Origin of the sequence: Sorangium sp. So ce385, from assembly GCF_051474135.1 — a bacterium.
GTDB classification, from domain to species: domain Bacteria; phylum Myxococcota_A; class Polyangia; order Polyangiales; family Polyangiaceae; genus Sorangium; species Sorangium cellulosum_D.
Map to the genome: position 1 here is coordinate 11,994,211 of NZ_CP150337.1, position 20,309 is coordinate 12,014,519.

Consider the following 20,309-nt stretch of genomic DNA (forward strand, 5'->3'; position numbering starts at 1 on the left):
CCATCACCGGGCACGGTTTGACGTCTCGGGGCGCCGCGCCTCCGTCGCGTCGCGCAGAGCAGGAGTCGCCACGACCGGTGGGCGCGGCGAGCCATCGATCGCGCGGAGCTCCGGTTGGCGCTCCGCGAGTCGTTCAGGGCTCTGGACATGCGAGCGCGCCATGCTGCGCAGATCCCATGTTCGGCCGGGCGGCGCTCTCCGGTGCTCAGCGGCTCGCGCCGCTGTACAGAAACTCGCCGAGGCCGACGGAGGAGGCGAGACAGCCGTAAAGCGCCGCGCCGGATGCCCGGGCGACGCGGGCGACGGCGGGAGCCGCGGACCGGCGAGCTCTCGCGCGGGAGGACCCTTGCCCTCCGAGGGCGCTCGGGCACACTGCGCCGCGATGCACGTCCACTTCGTCGCCGTCGCGGGCACCGGCATGGGTGCGCTGGCGGGGCTCTTCAAGGCCGCGGGACACGAGGTCTCGGGCTCCGACGTCTCCTTTTACCCGCCCATGGGACCGGCCCTCGAGCGGTGGGGCCTCCGGCTCATGACCGGGTTCGACCCCGCGCACCTCGATCCGCGGCCGGATCTCGTCGTGATCGGCAACGTCTGCCGCCCGACGAACCCCGAGGCGCGCGCGGCGATCGACGGCGGCATGCGGGTGACCACGATGGCGCACGCGCTCGCGGACCACATGCTCGTCGGCCGCTCCCCGCTCGTCGTCGCCGGCACACACGGCAAGACGACGACCAGCTCGATGTGCGCGTGGCTCCTCCACGAGGCCGGCAGGGATCCCGGCTTCCTCATCGGCGGCCTCCCGAAGAACTTCGAGGCGAGCTTCCGGCTGCCCCAGAGCGCCGCCGCGGCGAGCGACCGGCGCGGCCTGCCGCTCCTCAACGACGCAGGCGCCGGTCTCCGCCGGACGCCGTTCGTCGTCGAGGGCGACGAGTACGACACCGCCTTCTTCGAGAAGACGCCGAAGTTCTGGCACTACCGGCCCGAGGTCGGCATCGTCACGTCGATCGAGCACGACCACGTCGACATCTACCCCGACGCCGCGTCGTACGAGGCGGCGTTCCGCGGGTTCGTCGAGCGTATCCCGGAGACGGGGCTCGTCGTGGCGGCCGCGCACGATCCGCGGGTCGTCGACGTGGTGTCGCGGTCGGCGCGCGCCGACGTCGCGTGGTTCGCGCTCGAGGGCGACGACACGCACGGAAAGCCGCCGCACTGGCTCGCCGCGCCCGCGGAGGCCGGCGCCGACGGCCAGTCGTTCGACCTGTACGCCGGCGGCGTGATGGCGGGGCGCTTCGCCCTGAAGATGCCGGGGCACCACAACGTGCGCAACGCCCTCGCGGCGATCGCGGCCGCGGCGCAGGGCTTCGGCGTGCCGCTCTCGACCGTGACCGCGGCGCTCGCCAGCTTCGAGGGCGTGCGGCGCCGGCAGGATCTCCTGTTCGAGGCGCGCGGGGTCCGCGTCTACGACGACTTCGCGCACCACCCGACCGCCGTGGACGAGACGCTGCGCGCGCTCCGGTCCAGGCACCCGAGCGGCGCGCTGTGGGCGGTGTTCGAGCCGCGCAGCGCGACGGCGTGCCGCGCCCTGCACCAGGAGCCCTACGCGCGCGCCTTCGACGCGGCCGACCGCGTGGTGCTCGCGCCGCTCGGGCGGCCGGACATCGCCGCGGCCGAGCGGCTCGATCTCGACCGGCTGGTGCGCGATCTCGCGCACGCGGGCAAGCGCGCGGAGGCGGCGGCCTCGGTGGACGCGATCGTCGCCGCGATCGCGCGCGACGCGCAGGAGGGCGACACGGTCGCGCTCCTGTCCAACGGGGCGTTCGGCGGCATCTACGACAAGCTCCGCGGCGCGCTGTCGACGAGGTCGCGATGAGCGGGCGCGGATCAGCGGAGCTGCTCGAGCTCTCCGGGATCGCGCTGCGCGTCGCCGAGGAGGCCGCGGCGCTCGTGCAGGCCGGGTTCCGCGCGGGCCCGCGCGGCCTGCGCGTGGAGGAGAAGGGGCCGCACGATCTCGTGACCCAGTTCGACCGGGCGAGCGAGGACCTGCTCGTCGCGCGGCTCGGCGCGCTCACGCCGGGCATCGCCGTGGTCGGCGAGGAGCAGGGCGCCCCGCGCGCCGCGGAGCCGCGCGCCGGGCTCGTCTGGTACGTCGATCCGCTCGACGGCACGACGAACTTCGTCCACGGCCACCCGTTCTGGTGCGTCTCCGTCGGCCTGATGGACGACGACACGCCCGTCGCCGGCGCCGTGGTCGCGCCCATGCTCGGGCTCCGCTGGACGGGCTTCAGGCCGCGCGAATCAGAGCCGCTCGGCGCCTCGCCGGAGCCGCCGGCGGTCGCCGGCGAGGCGCGCCGCAACGGCGAGCGCTGCGCGGTCAGCGCCACGGCGTCGCTGGCGCACGCGATGGTGGCGACCGGCTTTCCGACGGTGCGCGACCGGGCTCCGGACAACAACTTCGACGCCTTCGTGACCGTCAAGCGTAAAGCGCAGGCCGTGCGGCGCTGCGGCAGCGCGGCGATCGATCTCTGCATGGTCGCCGACGGGACGTACGACGCCTACTGGGAGCGCCGGCTCCACGCCTGGGACGTGGCCGCCGGGAGCGCGATCGTGCGCGGCGCGGGCGGCGTGATCACCGCGCTCGACGGCGGTCCACCGGACTACCACGTCGGAAACATCGTGGCGTCGAACGGCCTGGTCCACGACCCCATCATCGCCCTCTTCACCTAGCCCCGCTCGCCAGCCCGCCAGGTCGCTCGACAGCCGGCTCAGGGCCATCCGTAGGGCGTCGGGCGCTCGCGCACGAGCGGCGCGGTGTGAGCGCGAGACGAACGCGCCGACGCAACCACCAACGCCGCAACCGACGCAACCACGAACGGCCGCAACCAACGACCGCAACCAACGACCGCAACCGACGGACGCACGCGACGCAAAACGTGAGAACCGTGCGGAGGAGCGGTTGACGGAGCCGCCCAGGGAACTATCCTATGGTCGTTCCCTCTGCCGACTTCGTGAGGCGCTGGACGATTGAATCCCGAGTAAGCGAGAACCAGGGAGCCAACAACGATACCGTGGTGAGCTAGGCCCGGAACCATTCACCGGGAAGCCTGAAGCGGTACTTAGGCTCCCACCTAGCAGCTATGCTAGGGGTTCAAGTCCTTCTGCCCACGTCCTCGGCGGTACGGAACATCTCTCCTCTGCGGGCCGTTCATACGGCCCGCAGTTTTTTTGTGCGCGCGACACCCGCTGTGCCCGCGACAGGTGCCCAGCGGTCGCCGCACCGCGGCGTCGCCGGGTGACGCACGCCCCCGCCCAGGCGCAGCGCGGCGCGCACGGGGTGCGGGGCCCCGTGCTGCACGCCGCGCGGCCGGCGTCGGTCCAGGCCGGCGCGCAGCGCGGGACGCGCGTCGGTCCAGGCCACCGCGCGCCGCGCGGGCCGGCGTCGGTCCAGGCCGGCGCGCGGCGCGGGACGCGCGTCGGTCCAGGCCAGCGCGCGAGCGGCGCCGGTGTGTGGCGAGCGCGACGCGGGGCGCGCGGCGCGCGGTGCCATCACGCGGACCGCGGCCCGGCTTTTGTTTCCGTTCTCATCCCCCTTCCGGTAGCTTCGGGCCTGCGATGGACACGAGATCCCCTCGATCTGCAGGAGCGCAGCACGACGAGCGGCGCCCGCTCGCCGGCGCAGCGCGGTTTGGGTCGTCAAGCCACCTCGCGCGCCGCGCCCCCGGCCGCTCGCGCCTCGCACGGCGCCTGGCCCTGACGCTCGCGATCCTCATGGCGCCCGGGGCGGCCCTGGCCGCGGTGACGCTCAAGGGCAGGACCACGGGCATGCCCAAGCTCCTCAACCCGGTCTGGAACGAGGCCAAGGACCCGAAGGCAAACCGGTACACGTTCCGCGAGCCCTCCCCGACCGTCCGCGCCGACGTCCGCGCGCTCGTCGGCTACGTGCCGAAGGAGCTGTGCGTCGTCGCGCTCGGCGAGAAGGGCGAGCCGGAAAAGACGCCGCGAACGGTCGTCATCGCGGGCGGCCGCACCTCGCCCGTGACCCTCGTCGTCGCCCCGGGCCAGCAGATCCAGTTCGAGAACCACGATCCGTTCCCGCACAAGATCTACGACGTCGGCAACAAGGCGCTCCCGGCGGTCGAGATCGCCGCCGCCAAGACCCGCGCCTGGACGCCGCCAGGGCCGGGCAAGTACGAGATCCGCGATCAGCTCGCCCCGAGCATCCGGTCGTGGATCGTCGTCGAGCCGAAGGCCGTGGCGAGCGCCTACCCGGATCGTCAGGGGAACTTCGCCCTGGAGATCGAGGCCGGCACGTACACGCTCCAGGGCTACTTCAACGGCGAGCCGGTCGGAAAGACCGTCGAGGCCGTCGTGAAGCCCGGGCCGGATCAGCAGCTGCTCAAGGAGCCCGTCGTCGTGGGCGAGGCCGGTGGACCGAGCGCGGAGGCAGGAAAGTAGGCCATGCTGCTGTCGCGCTTCTGGTACGGGGTGCTCGCGCTCGCGCTCGGCGCCGCGATCTTCGTCCTCTTCGTCGCCGCCCAGCTCTACAACCGCTCGAGCCACCGCGCGATGAGCGAGGCGCTCAGCGCCGACTCCAGCGCCGTCGAGTGGTTCCTCAACGACGACGCCCGAAAACGATCGAGCGCGCTCATCCGCGTCGCGCTGAACCCGGCCCTGCGGACGGCGCTCGCCAAGTCGTCGGCCGAGGCCAAGCCGGGCGCCGAGCTGCGCGAGAAGGCCCGCACCGCGCTGCGCAGCGCGGTCGCCGAGGTGCCTCCGGAGCTGAAGTTCGACCACGTGTGGGCCGTCGACGCGGCCGGCCGGGTCGTCGCGTCGGTGGACTTCGAGCACCGCGAGGACTGGGAGCTCGGCGGCTACCCGATCGTCGCCGACGCCCTCCACGGCTGGATCCGCGACGACGCGTGGGTCTGGAAGGGCCGCATCCTGCGCGTCGTCGCGCGCCCCGTCGAGCAGGACGTCAACGGCGAGCCGGTCGGGGCCGTGATCGGCGCCAAGATCATCGACGACACCTTCGCCCGCGCGGTCACGAAGCGCACCGGCGCCGCCGTCGGCTTCTACGCCGAAGGGGCGCGCGTCGCCTCCGGCGCGCCCGAGGGGTTCGACAAGGCGAACCTCGACCAGATCACGCAAGATCTGAAGCTGCTCGACGACAACAAGGACTACATCGAGAAGGGGCGCTCCGAGGTCCGCGTCATCGGCAAGCACCTCGGCGTGGTCTACGCGCGGCTGCCCGGCGAGGCGTGGGAGCTCGGCGCCGGCTACGCGGTCGGCCGCCTCGCGGCGTCGGTGGACTCGCCGCTCAACTTCCTCGACAAGGCGAACAACGACGACAAGAGCCAGGTGCCCACGCTGCTGCTCCTGGCCGGCACCCTCGTCCTGGCCGCGATCGGCCTTCTGTTCTCGTTCCTGGAGCACACGCGGCCGCTCCACGTCTTCCGCAACGAGGCGGCGCGGTTCGCGAAGGGCGAGGTCGACGTGCTGGCGCCGAGCCGGTTCCGCGGCGCGTACCGGAAGATCGCGGCCGACATCAACGACGGCGTCGAGAAGGTGGCCGCGAAGGGCGGCGCGCCCAGGAAGGCCGCCGACCTCGAGCAGGTGCTCGGCCCGATCCCGGCGCAGCCGGCGATGAGCGCGTTCTCGGTGCCGCTCGGCCCCGGCGAGCCGCGCCCCGATTCGCGCCCGTCGTACCCGAAGCCCATGGTGAGCCCGCGCGGCCCGACGCGGCGGCCTGGCTCGCACCCGCTCAGCAACCCCCCGCCGGCCCGCGACTCCGAGGAGCCGGTCGAGGCGGTCGAGGAGGTCTCGGACGCGAACATCGCGCTCTCCCCGCGCGGCCCGACGAACGCCCCCGGGCGCCCGCCGCCGCGGCGCCCGCCGCCGCCGCCGCCGCCCAAGGCGCCGGGCGCGCCCGCCGCGGCGCCCGCCGTCGCCGAGGCGACGAGCGCGCCGGAGGCCCCGGCCGCGCGGCAGGACGGCGCGGGGGACCCGGACGAGCTCGCCGAGTGGAACGCCGTCTACGAGGAGTTCCTGTCGGTCAAGCAGCAGTGCGGGGAGCCCACGAACGCCCTCACCTTCGACAAGTTCAAGGGGACGCTGCAGCGCAACAAGGACGCGCTGGTGGCGCGCCACAACTGCTCGCGGGTGCGCTTCACGGTTTACGTGAAGGACGGCAAGGCGGCGCTCAAGGCGTCGCCGGTGAAGTGAGCCGCCGGGGATCGCCCGCGCGGAGACGGAGATCATGAGACGAGGAGCTGCCGGCGCCGCGGGCGCCGCGTTCGCTGCGATGGTGGCCGCCGGCGCGGCGCGCGCGTCGTCGGGGCTCGACTCGCCTGACATCGGGGTGCTCCAGCTCGGCCGCGGCGGGGCGTGGGTCGCGCGGGCCGACGATCCGCTCGCGGCCTACTTCAACCCGGCGGGGCTCGCCGCGCAGCGGAGCAGCGTGCACGGCGGCGTCCACTTCATCCATCAGGCGCAGTGCTTCACGCGCCTCGGCCCCGACGGGCGCCCCGTCCCGCCGAGCACGACGACGGCGATCCCGGCGCCCGGCAGCGAGGGCGGCCCGGACCCGGAGGTGTGCGCCGAGGGCGGCCTGTTCCCGAACCCCCAGCTCGCCGCGACCTTCCGCGTGAGCGACGCGCTCGCCGTCGGCGTCGCGGCGCTCGGCCCGCACGGCGTCGGCGCGCGGTCCTGGCCCGAGTCGCTCCCGTACACGCACCCGAGCTTCGGCCCGATGACGCAGCCGTCGCCCCAGCGGTACCTGCTCACGTCGCTCGACGCCCTGATGCTGATGCCGACGTTCGCGGTCGGCTTCACCCCGACGGAGGGGGTCTCGATCGGCGCCGGCTTCATCTGGGGCGCCGCGGTCATCGACTTCGTCAACTTCGCCGAGGCGACCTCGGCCGAGGGCGGCGACGACTTCAACGCGCACGGCGACCTGCGCACGCGCGCGAAGGCGGAGGACCTCTTCGTCCCGGGCTTCGTCCTCGGCGCGCGCTGGGCGGCGACCGCGCACCTCGATCTGGGCGCGTGGTTCAAGTGGCAGGACGCGGTGCGCGCGGAGACCGACCTGACCGTCGAGTCGCGCTACTGGACGCCGGCGGGGGTGAAGAACGAGGACCCGTGCAGGGGCGAGGCGCCCCGGTGCAACGTCACGGAGGAGCGGGGCGCGGGCGAGCTCAGGATGCCGATCCCCATGGAGGCGAAGCTCGGCCTCCGGTACCACCGGCCCCGCGCCTTCGCCCTGCGGCCCGCGCAGCCCACCGCCGCCGCGCCGCGCACCCGCGACCCGATGATCGACGATCTCTTCGACGTGGAGCTCGACTTCACCTGGGCCAACAACAGCGCGGTCGACGCGATCGAGGTGCGGTTTCGCGAGGGCATCCCGGTGCGCGGCACGGTCGTGGGCACGGTGCCGCCGAACGCCGACGTCCCGCACCGCTGGCGCGACGTCTTGGGAGTCCGGCTCGGCGGCGATTTCGTCGTGCTCCAAAATCTCCTCGCGCTGAGGGCCGGCGGCTTCTTCGAGCAGAAGGGGCAGGACGACGCCGATCTGAACCTCGATTTCCACCTCGGCTATCGGGTCGGCGTCGGGGCCGGCGTGACCGCGCGCATCGGCCCGGTCGACGTTTCGGCGGCGTTTCAGCACACGTACTTCGGCCCGCTGGACAACGGCGGGAAGGGGCGCATCAAGGCCGTCTCCGGCGCCGTGCCGAGCGGCTACCGCAGCATCCAGAGCGTGAACGGCGGCCGCTTCGAGAGCAGCCTGGACGAGTTCGGTCTGAGCGGAACGATGCGCTTCTGAGCGGGCGGCCGCTCGCGCGTGGAAGCGTCGGGGGGCGCGGCGCAATGCGGCGCGGCCCAGCGCGACGGGGCGCGCGGCGGAGCGCGGGGGCGGTCGACGCGGAAGGCGGTCGCGCCTATAAGATGGCTCCACCATGAGTGAATCGAACGTCCGTAACCTGGTCATCATCGGCTCCGGTCCTGCCGGGCTCACCGCCGCCATCTACGCGGCGCGCGCCAACCTGAAGCCGCTCCTCATCGAGGGCTTCAGCGCCGGCGGCCTGATCCCGGGGGGCCAGCTCATGTTCACGACCGACGTGGAGAACTACCCCGGCTTCCCCGAGAAGATCACCGGCCAGGAGCTGATGCAGCGCTTTCGCGACCAGGCCGCGCATCAGGGCACCGAGATCGTGACCGCGGACGTGACCAAGGTCGAGCTCACGGGCCACCCGTTCAAGGTGTGGGTGGAGGACACGCTCTACCTGGCGAAGACGGTGGTGATCGCGACGGGGGCGCGCGCCAACTACCTCGGCCTCGAGAGCGAGGAGAAGCTCAAGAACAAGGGCGTCAGCGCCTGCGCGGTCTGCGACGGCGCGCTCTTCCGCGGCCAGGACGTCGTGGTCGTCGGCGGCGGCGACACGGCGATGGAGGAGGCCTCCTACCTGTCCGGGCTCTGCAGCAGCGTCACGCTGGTGCACCGCCGCGACGAGTTCCGGGCGTCGAAGGCGATGGTCCAGCGCGTGGTCGAGAACCCGAAGATCAAGATCCTCTACAGCCACGTCGTGGAGGAGGTGCTCGACGTGAAGGCCGACATGGTGACGGGCGTCCGCGTCAAGAACCTCAAGACCGGCGACAGCCACCTCGTGCCGGCGGCGGCGATGTTCGTCGCGATCGGCCACACGCCGATGACGGATCTCTTCGTGGGGCAGCTCGAGACGCACCCGAACGGCTACCTGAAGACGGTGCCGGGCTCGACGCGCACGAACATCCCCGGCGTCTTCGCCGCGGGCGACGTGCAGGACTGGAACTACCGCCAGGCCGTGACGGCCGCCGGCACGGGCTGCATGGCCGCGCTCGACGCGGAGCGCTGGCTCGCGCAGCAGGGCGGCCACTGAGGGGACGGCGATGGTGGACGCGCTGCGCGAAGAGCTCGCCGATCTGACCGCCTCGGTCCGGGCGTTCCTGGAATGGCACGCGATGACCGGCGCGGACGGGCTGCCGGGCGATCCGTCGGCGCTCCACGAGGCGCTGGGCGCGTCGTCCTCGGAAGGCGGTCCGCCGGCCGCTCGGCGCGCGGACCGGGGCTTCGCTGGGCTGGACGCGCCCGCGCCGGCGGTGCCGCGCGGGGGCGGCGGCGCGGCCTTCGCGCCGGCAGCGCAACGCAGCGCCGCCGGCGCCTTCCCGGCGCCTCCGGAGCAGCGCGCCGCCGCCTTCGCCTCCCCGCCGCACCCCGAGCAGCGCGCCGCCGAGGCGCAGGCGGCGCGGGCGCCGGTGCAGCCGCCGCGGGCTCCCGAGCCGTCCCCCCGCCCTGCCGCGAGCGCCGCCGCGGCGCCCCGCGCCGAGCCGGCTGCGCGCGCGGTCGCGGCAGCGCAGCCGGATACGCCCGAGGAGCGCGCGGCGCGGCTCTCGCTCATCGCGGAAGAGGTCCGCACCTGCCAGAAGTGCCCGCTCCACGAGGGCCGCACCCACACGGTGTTCTCGCGCGGCGACCCGCTCTCCGAGATCGTGTTCGTCGGCGAGGGCCCAGGGGCAGAAGAGGATCAGCAGGGGGAGCCGTTCGTCGGCCCGGCGGGGCAGCTGCTCGACAAGATGATCGCGGCGATGGGGTACCACCGCGACGGGGTCTACATCTGCAACATCGTGAAGTGCCGGCCGCCGAAGAACCGGAAGCCGGAGCCCGCCGAGATGGCGGCCTGCAGCCCCTACCTCGCGTCCCAGCTCGCGCTGATCAAGCCGAAGGTGATCGTCGCGCTCGGCGCCACCGCGGTGCAGGGGCTGATCGGCACGACCGAGGGGATCACGAAGCTCCGCGGGACGTGGAAGCTCTACAAGGGCTCGATCCCGATCATGCCCACGTTCCATCCGGCCTACCTGCTGCGCCAGCCGAGCGCGAAGCGCGAGGTCTGGAGCGACCTGAAAGAGGTGATGCGCCACCTCGGCAAGAGCGCGCCCGACCGGGGCTGACGTGACCGCGTGCGCCTCCGGGCGCGAGACCTCGGCGGCGCAGGCGCCCGCGAGCGCCCACGCCGCGGCGCAGGCCCCCTCCGCCGGCCTCGACGACGCGGCGGCGCGGCCCTCCGGTGGGCCGACCGCGGCCGAGCCGTGGCCGCGGCTCTCGGCGGTGCGCTGCGCGCTGGCGCTCGTCGGCGCCCTGCCCTGGTGCATCCTCCTGGCGCGGAGCACCCTGCCGCTCGGAGGGCTCGGCGCCGCGCTCGATGGCCTCTTCGCGCCGATGTGCCACCGCATGCCGGAGCGGTCGCTCGCGCTCGCGGGCGTCGTGATGCCGCTTTGCAGCCGCTGCGCCGGGATCTTCGCCGGCGTCGCGGCGGGCGCCGCGATCGCGCGGCCTCGGCTGGCGATGGCGGCGTGGCGCCCGATCCTCATCGCCCTCAGCGCGTTGATGGCGCTCGACGTGGCGACCCAGGACCTCGGGCTGCGCCCCCCCTGGCATGCCACCCGCCTCGCCACGGGCCTGGCCTTCGGCTACGCCGCGACCGCAGCGTTCCTCGCGCAGCTCGCCCGCCGTCCGGGCTGAGCGCAGCTCGCACCGGAACGGCGCCCGGGCTGCGCGCAGCGCGCTCGTCGCCCGGGCTGCGCGCAGCGCGCTCGTCGCTCGGGATGTGCGTTACTTGCGACCTCCCATGGCCCTGCACTCGTGCACGGGGCCCTTCGTCGCATGGCGAACACACTCGCTGTACGCCGCGACGCCATCCTTCCACTTGCCCGTGTCCTGGAGCGCCGAGCCCAGGTAGAGATAGGGCAGCGCGTCGGTCGGATCGGCCGCGATGGCCGCGCGCGACGCCTCGATCGCGTCCTTGTACCTGCCGCGGTTGAGGAAGCTCAGCGCTTCCTTCTTCAGCTTGCTCGCGTCCTCAGCGTTGCCCGCGGGCGCCGCGGCCTTCTCCGCCTCCGCGGCCGCGGCCTTCTCCGCCTCCGCGGCCGCGGCCTTCTCCGCCTCCGCGGCTGCGGCCTTCTCCGCCTCGGCGGCCGCGGCCTTCTCCGCCTCGGCCTTCTCCGCGGCAGCCCGCTCCGCCTCGGCCTTCTCCGCGGCAGCCTTCTCCGCCTCCTTCAGCGGATCCGGAGCGGCCTCCGCCCCTTTCGCGGCGGCGGGTGCCGGCCCCGCCGGCGCTGGGGCGGTCTCGCGTGCAGGGGAAGGATTCCCTGCCGCGGCCACGAGCTTCGCCTGCACGTGCGCCGGCTTCGATACCGGCGCCACCATCGCGATCGGCGCAGGCGCGGACGGCTTGCTCGCGACCACCGACTTGGCGACCACCGCGACGGAGATCACCCCGGCGAGCCCCGCGACCCCCGCGACGATCCGGCGGAGGCGCGCCCGGCGGGCGAGCGTCTCGGGCGACAGCTGATGCACCACCACGAGGCGCTCGTCGGCGTGATCGTCGGGATCGCTGGCCGCCTCGGTGAGCGGCGGGAACGACTCCTCCTCGCGCCGGAAGAACGCCGCCGTCGGCGAGGAAGGATCGATCAGATCGAGCGCGTCCGAGTCCGGCGCCGGCTCCTCGGACGACGACGCGGGGGCTGCCGGTGGCTCCGAGGCGCCGGCTCGCTGCTGCGCCGTCGGCGGCTCGGAATCCTGCACCTTGCGAGGCGCCGCGTCGCCCGCGCTGCTCGACGCGACCGGCGCTTCGGAGACCCGCGAAGCAGCGTGCTCCTCCACCGCCGCGCGCACGGCGGGCGCCTCCACGGCCGCTCGCGCGGCGGGCGCCTCCGCGACCAGCGGAGCAGCAGGCGCCTCCACGACCGCTCGCGCGGCGGGCGCCTGCGCGACCAGCGGAGCAGCGGCCTCCTGCGCCGCCGACGGAGCGGCGGGCGCCTCCACGGCCGGGGGCGCAGCGACCGCGCCGGCGTCGCTCGCCCGCTCAGGAGCAGCGGAGAGGTCCGCGGTCGCCCCGGCGACGGCGACGTCCTGGTCGCTCGCCGGCGGCGGCGTCGAGTCCTGCGTCGCGAGATCCGGCCCCTCAGGCGCCGCCGACATGCGGGGCTGAGAGGCCCGAGGACGGAGGCTGCGGCCCCTGTTCGCGCGGGCCGATGCAAGAAGTCGCTTCGACATGTCCGAACCATCCTCCCGTGATCGTCACGCCCCCGATGGCGCAGGGGATCTGCGACTCGCCCTATTCATGATCCAGGCCGGCCCCAACGGCGAGCGCCCGCCCGCCGTTTCCGTGCGCTCGCAGCGACACCCCGTGTGCCGGATCGTGCCGCGTGGCCCCATCCGGCAACCCCCGCGCTCGACAAGAGCACACGGAGTCTCGTCCGACGAGAAATCGACAGCTTGTTCGCAACGACACGCGCCGGGCGCGCGGGACGCCCCTCTCGGCGGACGCGCCCCTGAGGGGGCGGCGATCCAGGACGACGGGGCCCCCGGCGCAGCGCACGTCAGCCTCCACCGAGCTGCACCGGCCGCCCCGCGACCGGGGCAGCGCGGAGCAGGACGAGCGTCGCGAGCTTCTTCTTCGCGTCGGAGCCGAGGATGGTGCCCGCCAGGTTGTGCGCCATCTCCCACGGCACCTCGTCGTCCGCCGAGAAGAAGGCCACCGACGCGCTGCACGCGGCGATGTCCTTCGTGAGCTGCTCGCCGGTGTGCGACAGATCCGGGCCGGCGAGCCCCTTGCGCTGGCGCTTGCCCATGCCGCCGCCGAACGGCCAGATCGCGGTCGCGAGGTCCTTCAGCACCATCGCGCTGACGGCGCACGCGGGGGGCTTCGACACGCGCCCCTCCGGGACCACCGTGATCTCCTTCGGGAGGTCGTCGCGGCCGTCGGTCTTGATGACCACGTTCGGCGCGCCGGCCGCGCCGAGCTCCGTCACCACCGCGGCCACCGCGCTCGGCTTCGCCTTCTTCTCGGCGAGCAGCGTGACCGGCTTGCCCTCGATCGGCAGCGCGCGGATCACCTTCGAGAGCTTCTCGGCCCCGTCCTTCTGCGAGAGGTCCACGCGCTGGCCGCCGATGTAGGGGCCCATCGAGTCGACGAGCAGCTCGGGCATGCCCTTCGGCTTCGGCGGCTCGGCGGGCGCCTCGGCGACCGGAGCCGCCGTGGCGGCGGGGCCGGGCTCGGGCGGCTTGGGCGCGCTCTCGCACGCCGCGGCGGCCAGGGTCAGACCGGCGACGGCCGCGAGGCGGGGCAAGACGCCGGAACGGAAGCAGGAAGCTCGCATGGCGCGGCAGTGTAACCAACCGGCCTGGCTCCGCGCACCTTCGCTGTGCGAGAGTTCGCGCGATGGCTTCCCCGCTCGTGGAACGGCTCGCTCAGCTCGGATCGTCCGCTCGAATCGCCGTCGAGGACGACCGGGGGCAGACCACCTTCGCGGCGCTCACCGAGCGAGCCCTCCGCGTCCGCGGCGCGCTGCTCGCCGACGGCGGGCGGGGCGCCGCGCACGCGAGCCCGAGCTCCCTCGAAGGGGAGCGGATCCTGCTCCTCGTGCCGCCCGGCGCGGCGTGGGTCTCGGCCTTCCTCGGCGTCCTCCTCGCCGGCGGGATCGCGCTGCCGCTGTCGGCCCTGTATCCGCCGGCAGAGCTCGCATGGCTCGCGAGCGACGCCGGCGTGCGGCGGATCATCGTCGGAGACGAGCTCGCCGGGGTGGCCGCCCCGATCGCGCAGGGCCGCTCGGTGCTCCGCGTGGAGGACCTCGAGCGCGCCGCCCCGGGGCCGGAGGGGGCGCTCTCCGACATCGCCGCGGACGATGCGGCGCTCCTGCTCTACACGAGCGGCACGACCGGCAAGCCGAAGGGGGCGCTCCTCACGCACCGCAACCTGGCCGTGCAGGCGGAGCTCCTGCGCGCGGCCTGGGGCTTCACCGAGCACGACGCGCTGCTGCACGCGCTGCCGCTGCACCACCTCCACGGCGTCGTCATCGCGCTCACGACGTCGCTGCTCGCGGGCAGCGCGACGCGGATGCTGCCGCGCTTCGACGCCCAGCGCGTCGCCGCCGAGATCGCGCGCGGCTCCGTCACGGCGTTCATGGCGGTGCCCACCATGTACCAGCGGCTGTTCGAGCAGATCGACCGCGGCGGCGCACCCGGCTTCGCCGCGGGGGCGCGGGCCCTAAGGCTCGCGACGAGCGGCTCCGCGGCGCTGCCGGTGACGCTGGCCGAGCGCTGGCGCGACCTCACCGGCGCGATCCCGCTCGAGCGCTTCGGGATGACCGAGATCGGCGTCGGGCTGAGCAACCCGCTCGATCCGGGCGGCCGGCGGGCGGGCTGGGTCGGCTTCCCGCTGCCGACCGTCGAGGCCCGCATCACCGACGACGCGGGCAACGCGTCGGAATGGGCGCCGGGCGACGCCCCAGGCGAGGCGCCGGCGCGGCCCGGCGGCGCCGCGGTCGCGCGGGGCGAGCTCTGGATCCGCGGGCCGAGCGTCTTCAAGGGCTACCTCGGGCGCGAGGACGCCACCGCCGCGGCCTTCCAGGACGGCTGGTTCCGCACGGGCGACGTGGCGGAGCGCTCCAGCGACGGGTGCTTCCGGCTCCTCGGGCGGACCTCGGTCGATATCCTCAAGAGCGGCGGGTACAAGCTGTCGGCCCTCGAGATCGAGGAGGCGCTGCGGGAGCACGGCGCGATCGCCGAGGTCGCGGTGATCGGCGTCCCGGACGAGGCGTGGGGCGAGCGCGTCGTCGCGGTCGTCGTCGCCGCGCCGGGCCGAGAGGCGGAGTGCGCGACCGGGCCGCTCCGCGCCTGGGCGAAGGAGCGGCTCGCGCCCTACAAGGTCCCGCGCGCGTCGATCGTCGTGCCGAGCCTGCCGCGCAACGCGATGGGCAAGGTCGTCAAGCCGGAGCTCGTGAAGGCGATCGCGGCGAGCGGCTCCGCAGGGAAGGACCCGAGCGCGGGATGACGGAGAGAGCCGCCCGAGCGCGCGGCGGACGCGCTTGACCGAGCTGCTCCGCTCCGGCCTACTCGGCCGATGCAGACTGCCCCCTCCTTCGGCCCGGCCGCGTACGGCGGCCTCGCGGTTCAGCCGTTCGCGCACCCCACCTACACCATCAAGCGGCCCTTCTGGTCGCTGCTCGGCCGCAAGTTCCACGTCTATGCGCCCGACGGCACCCTCGTGTGCTTCGTCAAGCACCCGCTGCTCAAGCTGCGCCAGGAGTTCACCCTCTTCGCCGACGAGTCGGAGTCGCAGCCGCTGCTCACCATCCGGTCGCGGCAGGTCGTCGCCCTGAACCGGTGCCTGGACGTCCTCGACGCGCGCACCGGCGAGCGGGTCGGGACCATCCGCTCGCGCGGCCTCAAATCGATCGTCCGCGACACCTGGGACATCCTCGATCCCACGGATCAGCCGGTCGGGCTGATGCAGGAGGACGGCGCCGCGCTGCTCCGCCGCATGTTCCCGCTCCTCGTCGGCAAGTGGCACATCGAGCTGCACCAGCAGGAGGTCGCGAAGGTGACCCAGGTGTTCCGGTTCTTCGTCAAGGAGTTCACGCTCGACCTGTCGATGAACCAGGGGAGGATCGACGCCCGGTTCGCCATCGCCTGCGCCCTGCTCGCGCTCATGGCCGAGACCGCGCGCGAGTCCGGCTGAGGCCGCGCCCCGCGGCGGGGGGGCCCCGGCCGCCTCCGCGCATCGATCGCCGCCCGATCGCTGCCCGCTCGCCGCCCCATTACCACCCGATCGCCGCCCGATCGCCGAAACTTGGCCCGTTTCGGCGAGTTCTGCGAGGTTGCCGCGCGATGCGCCTCGATCCTGTCTCCCGCCTCGACGTTGCCTCCGAGGAGGGCCGACCGCCGTCCCCCCCTGTGCCCCCGTCCGGACTAGCCCGCTTCGCCGCGAGCGGGCAGGGCGCCGACGCCGAGCGCGAGCTCAGGGCGCGGCGCTTCCTCTGGACGAGCGCCCCGGCGGCGCAGGACGGGCAGCTCCGCGCCGCGCTCGACGAGGCCGTCGAGCTCGCGCTGGCCATGCGCGGCGCGCTGCCGCCGCGGGTCCAGGAAGGCGCCCCGCTCGAGGCGGTGATCGCCGACCAGGTCTTCCGCGCGAGGGCGCTCGGCGCCGCGGGGCTCGCCGTCGGCCTGCCACGGCTCGCCGGGGGCGCGCGGGGCGCGCTGCACCCGGAGGACAGCGCGACGCTCGTCGCGTGGCTCGGCGCGGCGCGCGAGGCGCCCGTCGCCCTCGTGTTCGATGAGGGCGACAGGTCCGCGCAGGTGCTCGCGCCGGTGCCCCTCGCGGACCTCGTCGAGAGGAACGCGCCCGACGGGCACGGCGCCGCCTCCCACATTCGCGCGCAGACGCGCGGCCTCGCCGCGCGCGAGCCGGAGCGCAGCCTCGCCGCGCGCGAGCCCGAGCGCGGCCTCGCCGCGCGCGAGCCCGAGCGGCCCATCCGGCCGACGCAGCCGAGCGCCGCCGCGCCCGCCCCGGACGAGGCGCCCCCGGCCGAGCCGGCGGCCTCCGAGCCGCCCGCGGCGCCCGCGGCGCCCGCCGCCGCCGAGGGGCGGACCGAGGCGAGGCCGCGCGGCGTGCTGCCCCCCCGCTCGTCGAGGATCCGCCGCCCGGACGCACCGGCGGCCGTCCTCGCCCCCGGGAGAGGCCCCGGCGCCGCGCCGGCGCAGGGGTCGGGCTCGCCGCCCGCTGCGAACGAGACGCTGGCGATGGCCCTGGCCAGCGTCGACCCGGGTGTGGCGCCCGCCGATCCGGGCGCGCCGCCCGCCCATCCTGGCGCTGCGATCGAGGGCGCGGGGACCACGCTCAGGCCGCCACGAGCCGCGCACGAGGCCGCGCCCGCGGCGCCGGTCGCGCCCATCGCGCCCGCCGCACCCATCGCGCCGGTCGCCGAGGCCGCCCACCCGGACAACGACGCGCTGCCGCCGACGCGCAGGGAGCGGAAGGCGCCGCGCAACCGGATCCTCAGCGCGGCCGAGTGGCGAGCGCTCGCCGTCGAGCTCGACAACGCCCGCGGTCCGAAGCCGGTCCGGGTCATCGAGCAGCTGTTCGCGACCCACTACACGCCGCTCCTCGGCGCGACGCTCGCGGGCGAGACGGACGCGGCCGTGCGGGGCGTTGTCGACAGCTGGAGGACCAGCTTCGAGCACAGCTACCGCGAGGCGTTCTCGGCGCTGCGCGTGACCGGCAAGCGGCCGCCCATGGTGTTCGACGCCCCGGACATCGCCGCCCGCATCGCCCGCCTCAACGGGGCGCGCGGGGTGAAGCTCCTGCTCGTCGACGCGATGCGCTTCGACCTCGGCGAGCGCGTCGCCGCCCACCTGAAGGAGATCATGATGGATCGCGCGATCCTGGTGGAGCGCTCGCTGCTCTGGGCGGCGCTGCCGCCCACCACGACGGCGCAGATCTCGCTGCTCGCCCGCGGGCCGGACGGGCTCCGCGAGACGATGCCCCCGAGCGAGGCGGAGCCCGCCATCGCCCGCGGCCGCGCCGTCGCGACCCTGCGGCGCGAGCGGGTCGGGTCGCGCGAGCTGATGAAGCTCGATCTCGTGGAGGCGCGCCTGCGCGCCGCGGGGCCGCCGTTCGCCGAGCGGATCGAGGCGATCGCGGAGGAGGTCGCCGACGTGGTCGCGCGGTTCATGGCCAGCCTGCCGCCGCGGACCCTGCTGCTCGTCTTCGGCGATCACGGGTTCCGCATGACGCCCATGGGCGACGGCACCGCGACCGGCCCGGCGTCGCAGGGCGGAGGCTCCCCCGAAGAGGTGCTCGTCCCGGCGCAGGCGTGGCTCGTCGGCGGCGTGCACTGAGCGGCCGCGGCCCCGGGGCGACCCGGGTCGGCGCAGGCCGGCGCGCCGCGCGGGCCCGTCAACGCGGCGCGCCGCGCGGACCGTCGAGCCGGCGCGCCGCGCGGGGCCGTCAAGGCGCCGTGCGGTAGGGGCCCGCCGCCCCCTCCCCGCGCGGCCGCGGCCGGAGGAGCCCCGCGAGACGGGTGGCGACGAGCGCGCCGGCGCCGATCAGCGCGACGGCCGCGCAGAGCGCGCCGCCGACGTAGGGGATCCCGCTGACGATCAGCAGGCCGAGGCAGCCGATGGCGAGGTGCGCGTAGGGGTTCCTGGTCCGGTGACCGAAGAGCCCCGCCCCCGCGGTCTCGAGCACGGCGCAGCCGCCCGCGACCACGGCGACGACGGCGAGCAGCAGGCCGATCACCGCGAACGGGATGCCGATCAGCGTGACGCACAGGGCGGCGGCGACCGCGACGGCGCCGAGGACGCCCACCACGCCGAGCGCGAACGATCGCATCGGCCGGGCGGCGATCTCGACCTTGAGCGCCTCCATGCGCCGCGGCCAGAGCGCCAGCATCACCGCGCCGAAGGCGAACAGGAACGCCGTGCGCGTCACCGCGTTGCCGGCCTCGCGCGCCAGCGTGGACGCGCCCTTCGCGCTCGATCCGTCGTCGCCCATCGGGTTCGCGTCGTTGTTCACGTCGCCGCGGATGCGCGCGCGCTCACCCCGCCGGAGCGGGCCGCCCACGACGTCGACGTCGCCGTCGATGCTGGCGCCGTCGGCCACGGTGAGCGGGCCGCCCACCGTCGACACGTCGCCGCGCACGCGCGCGCCCTCGTGGATGTGCGTGGAGCCGCCCATCACGTCGATGTCGCCCGTGACCGTGCCCCACACGTCGAGCGAGCCGCCGATCACCGACACGTCGTTGACCACCTCGCCCTTCTCGATCCGGAGGCTCCCGCCGGTCACGAACCGGTCCCGGCCGCGCGACGAGGGCCGCGCCTCCTCGGCGTCCTCGTCCTCGGCGTCGTCGGGCGACGCCGCGGGCGAGGGCGCCGGCGGGGACCCGACCGCGGGCATCTCCGGGGCCGGCGCCGCCGAGGCCGGGTACGGCGCCGCGGGGGCCGGGGCGATCGCGATCAGGTCGCCGTCGCGGGTCGCGACGTAGCTCCCGTCGGCGAGCAGCAGCTCCAGCACCCGGTCCGCCGGCTGGTCCTGGACGTGGAGGTCGACGGCGTTGCCGGGCGGCACGTTGAGCACGAGGCTCCACCCGGCGGCCTGGGCGACGCGCTTGAGCGCCTCGTTGCGCGGCTCGTTGCTCACCTCGACGCTGACCTTCGGCTCGACGTCTGGCCAGGACCCCTTGCGGAGGATCTCCGCCCTGGCCGCGCCGCTGGCCGAGGCCCCCAGCGCGGCGCCCAGCGCGGCGGCGGCGAGGCGCGAGGAGACGAGACGAGTCGAGACGGTGCGCATCAGATCCCTCCGTTCAGCGAGAGCTGCTTTCCCCTGGTCCACGCGACATAAGCCCCCACGATCACGAGCAAGGCCGCCGAGAGCCACGGCAGCGCCGTGAGCCAGCCGGACAGGGCCCCGCTCCCGGCGACGGCGCAGCCGATCCTCACCACCACCGCGCAGGCGTGCCAGAGCCCCGCCCAGCTCTCCCGCAGGCCGCCCGCCCCGGCCACGAGCGACGGCGCCGCGCCGAGCGCCGAGATCGCCAGGGCGAACGCGAGCGCCGGGACCGGCAGCGGCGCGCGCGGCGCGGCGGTGTCCCTCGCGCAACCGTGCGCCGCCTGCGCGCGCAGGAGCTCCCCCGCGCGGAGCGACAGGAGCGCCGCCTGGCCGAGCTCTGCGGAGCAGCTCTGGCAGCACGCGGCATGCTCGAGCGCGCCCTCGGGCAGGAGGGCCCCCTCGCCGTCGCCCAGCGCGGTGAGCGCTATCTCGGTGAGGTGACCGTTGGACTGCCACACGAGGTCGGGCGCGAGCCTGTCGTCGTCTTGCATCGTCACTCTCCGAGCGCCTCGGCGAGGCAGCGCCTGCCGCGCGCGATCCACGTCGCCACCGTCCCGAGCGGGATGTCGAGCCGGCGCGATATCTGCTGGTAGTTGAGGCCTTCGACATGGAAGGCGAGGAGCGCGCGGCGCTGGGGCTCGGCCAGCTTCTGCAGCGCCAGCTCGATCCGGCGGGCGCGCTCGGTCTGGGCGGCGCGCTCCTCGGGCCCGGGCGCCGGGTCCTCCACCGAGTCGAGGAGCTCGCGCTGCTCCTCGGCGCTCGCCTCCGGGAGCGCCTCGGCGCGCCGCGTGCGGCGGCGGCGGCGCAGCACGTCGAGCGCCACGTGGCGCGCGATCCCGAGCACCCACGGGCGCAGCGGCTCGCCGTCGCGCAGGCGGCTGCGCCCCTCGAGGGCCCGGGCGAGCGCCTCGTGGGTGCAATCCTCGACGTCGGGGTGATCGGACCGCTCCCCGAGCACGCAGGCGATCGCCGCGCGCACCACCGGCCGCAGGGCGGCGGTCTCGTCGAGAGACGCCCCCACCGTCACAAGCGACGCCGCGGGGAGCCCGTCGGACGCTTGGGGACACGGCGGCGTGGCCACTGGAATCATGCTGGACCCAGACAATTCGCGCG

Annotated in this window: 16 protein-coding genes and 1 other RNA gene; 12 read left to right on the forward strand and 5 right to left on the reverse strand. The window is 74.9% G+C overall.

The genetic code is table 11. The annotated features are described in order from the left end of the window. The first annotated feature begins 382 nt into the window (after nucleotides 1-382). The 9 genes from WME83_RS43880 (at nucleotide 383) to WME83_RS43920 (ending at nucleotide 10,549) form a co-directional block, all read left to right on the forward strand. The gene (locus WME83_RS43880) at nucleotides 383-1,870 is read left to right on the forward strand and encodes a UDP-N-acetylmuramate--L-alanine ligase (protein ID WP_437315663.1); all 1,488 of its coding nucleotides are present in this window, start codon (nucleotides 383-385) and stop codon (nucleotides 1,868-1,870) included. Then, nucleotides 1,867-2,724: an inositol monophosphatase family protein gene (locus tag WME83_RS43885; RefSeq protein WP_437315664.1), complete on the forward strand. Its 858-nt coding sequence runs from the start codon at nucleotides 1,867-1,869 to the stop codon at nucleotides 2,722-2,724. The genes WME83_RS43880 and WME83_RS43885 overlap by 4 nt, the downstream gene beginning before the upstream one ends. Before the next feature lie 264 nt (nucleotides 2,725-2,988). Beyond that, a non-coding RNA gene (ssrS, locus tag WME83_RS43890) (6S RNA) lies at nucleotides 2,989-3,181 on the forward strand. Nucleotides 3,182-3,765: 584 nt separating this feature from the next. Then, on the forward strand, nucleotides 3,766-4,452 hold the full coding sequence (locus WME83_RS43895; protein ID WP_437315665.1) for a hypothetical protein: 687 nt from the start codon (nucleotides 3,766-3,768) through the stop codon (nucleotides 4,450-4,452). Between the two features lie 3 nt (nucleotides 4,453-4,455). Then, complete coding sequence (locus WME83_RS43900; RefSeq protein WP_437315666.1) at nucleotides 4,456-6,219, forward strand: MXAN_5187 family protein; 1,764 nt, start codon at nucleotides 4,456-4,458, stop codon at nucleotides 6,217-6,219. 34 nt (nucleotides 6,220-6,253) lie between these two features. After that, on the forward strand, nucleotides 6,254-7,816 hold the full coding sequence (locus WME83_RS43905; RefSeq protein ID WP_437315667.1) for an OmpP1/FadL family transporter: 1,563 nt from the start codon (nucleotides 6,254-6,256) through the stop codon (nucleotides 7,814-7,816). Nucleotides 7,817-7,949: 133 nt separating this feature from the next. After that, complete coding sequence (gene trxB / locus WME83_RS43910; RefSeq protein ID WP_437315668.1) at nucleotides 7,950-8,909, forward strand: thioredoxin-disulfide reductase; 960 nt, start codon at nucleotides 7,950-7,952, stop codon at nucleotides 8,907-8,909. Nucleotides 8,910-8,919: 10 nt separating this feature from the next. Beyond that, the gene (locus WME83_RS43915; protein WP_437315669.1) at nucleotides 8,920-9,978 is read left to right on the forward strand and encodes a uracil-DNA glycosylase; all 1,059 of its coding nucleotides are present in this window, start codon (nucleotides 8,920-8,922) and stop codon (nucleotides 9,976-9,978) included. Between the two features lies 1 nt (nucleotide 9,979). Then, nucleotides 9,980-10,549, forward strand: a complete 570-nt coding sequence (locus WME83_RS43920) for a DUF2085 domain-containing protein (protein ID WP_437315670.1) — start codon at nucleotides 9,980-9,982, stop codon at nucleotides 10,547-10,549. A 90-nt stretch (nucleotides 10,550-10,639) separates the two neighbouring features. On the opposite strand, the gene WME83_RS43925 is transcribed toward WME83_RS43920, so the two are convergent. Both WME83_RS43925 and WME83_RS43930 read right to left on the reverse strand, forming a co-directional pair. Next, nucleotides 10,640-12,007 (reverse strand): hypothetical protein, encoded by a 1,368-nt coding sequence (locus WME83_RS43925; protein WP_437315671.1) that lies wholly within the window; start codon nucleotides 12,005-12,007, stop codon nucleotides 10,640-10,642. A 401-nt stretch (nucleotides 12,008-12,408) separates the two neighbouring features. Beyond that, nucleotides 12,409-13,188 (reverse strand): biopolymer transporter ExbD, encoded by a 780-nt coding sequence (locus WME83_RS43930; RefSeq protein ID WP_437315672.1) that lies wholly within the window; start codon nucleotides 13,186-13,188, stop codon nucleotides 12,409-12,411. Nucleotides 13,189-13,265: 77 nt separating this feature from the next. Between WME83_RS43930 and WME83_RS43935 the strand changes: the two genes are divergently transcribed. From WME83_RS43935 to WME83_RS43945, 3 genes are all read left to right on the forward strand, one after another. Then, the gene (locus WME83_RS43935) at nucleotides 13,266-14,861 is read left to right on the forward strand and encodes an AMP-binding protein (protein WP_437315673.1); all 1,596 of its coding nucleotides are present in this window, start codon (nucleotides 13,266-13,268) and stop codon (nucleotides 14,859-14,861) included. 69 nt (nucleotides 14,862-14,930) lie between these two features. Next, nucleotides 14,931-15,548, forward strand: coding sequence for a hypothetical protein (locus WME83_RS43940; RefSeq protein WP_437315674.1), 618 nt, complete (start codon nucleotides 14,931-14,933; stop codon nucleotides 15,546-15,548). Between the two features lie 149 nt (nucleotides 15,549-15,697). After that, on the forward strand, nucleotides 15,698-17,707 hold the full coding sequence (locus tag WME83_RS43945) for a hypothetical protein (RefSeq protein ID WP_437315675.1): 2,010 nt from the start codon (nucleotides 15,698-15,700) through the stop codon (nucleotides 17,705-17,707). A gap of 109 nt (nucleotides 17,708-17,816) precedes the next feature. Here the strand turns inward: WME83_RS43945 and WME83_RS43950 are convergent, their stop codons facing one another. Genes WME83_RS43950 through WME83_RS43960 form a run of 3 tightly spaced genes read right to left on the reverse strand, consistent with a single transcriptional unit; the run spans nucleotide 17,817 to nucleotide 20,217 of the window. After that, nucleotides 17,817-19,157 (reverse strand): hypothetical protein, encoded by a 1,341-nt coding sequence (locus WME83_RS43950; protein ID WP_437315676.1) that lies wholly within the window; start codon nucleotides 19,155-19,157, stop codon nucleotides 17,817-17,819. Next, a complete protein-coding gene (locus WME83_RS43955) occupies nucleotides 19,157-19,693 on the reverse strand; it encodes a hypothetical protein (protein ID WP_437315677.1) in 537 nt (178 codons plus the stop codon). Before WME83_RS43955 ends, WME83_RS43950 begins: the two co-directional genes overlap by 1 nt. After that, nucleotides 19,690-20,217, reverse strand: a complete 528-nt coding sequence (locus WME83_RS43960; RefSeq protein WP_187345766.1) for a sigma-70 family RNA polymerase sigma factor — start codon at nucleotides 20,215-20,217, stop codon at nucleotides 19,690-19,692. Before WME83_RS43960 ends, WME83_RS43955 begins: the two co-directional genes overlap by 4 nt. Nucleotides 20,218-20,309 lie beyond the last annotated feature (92 nt).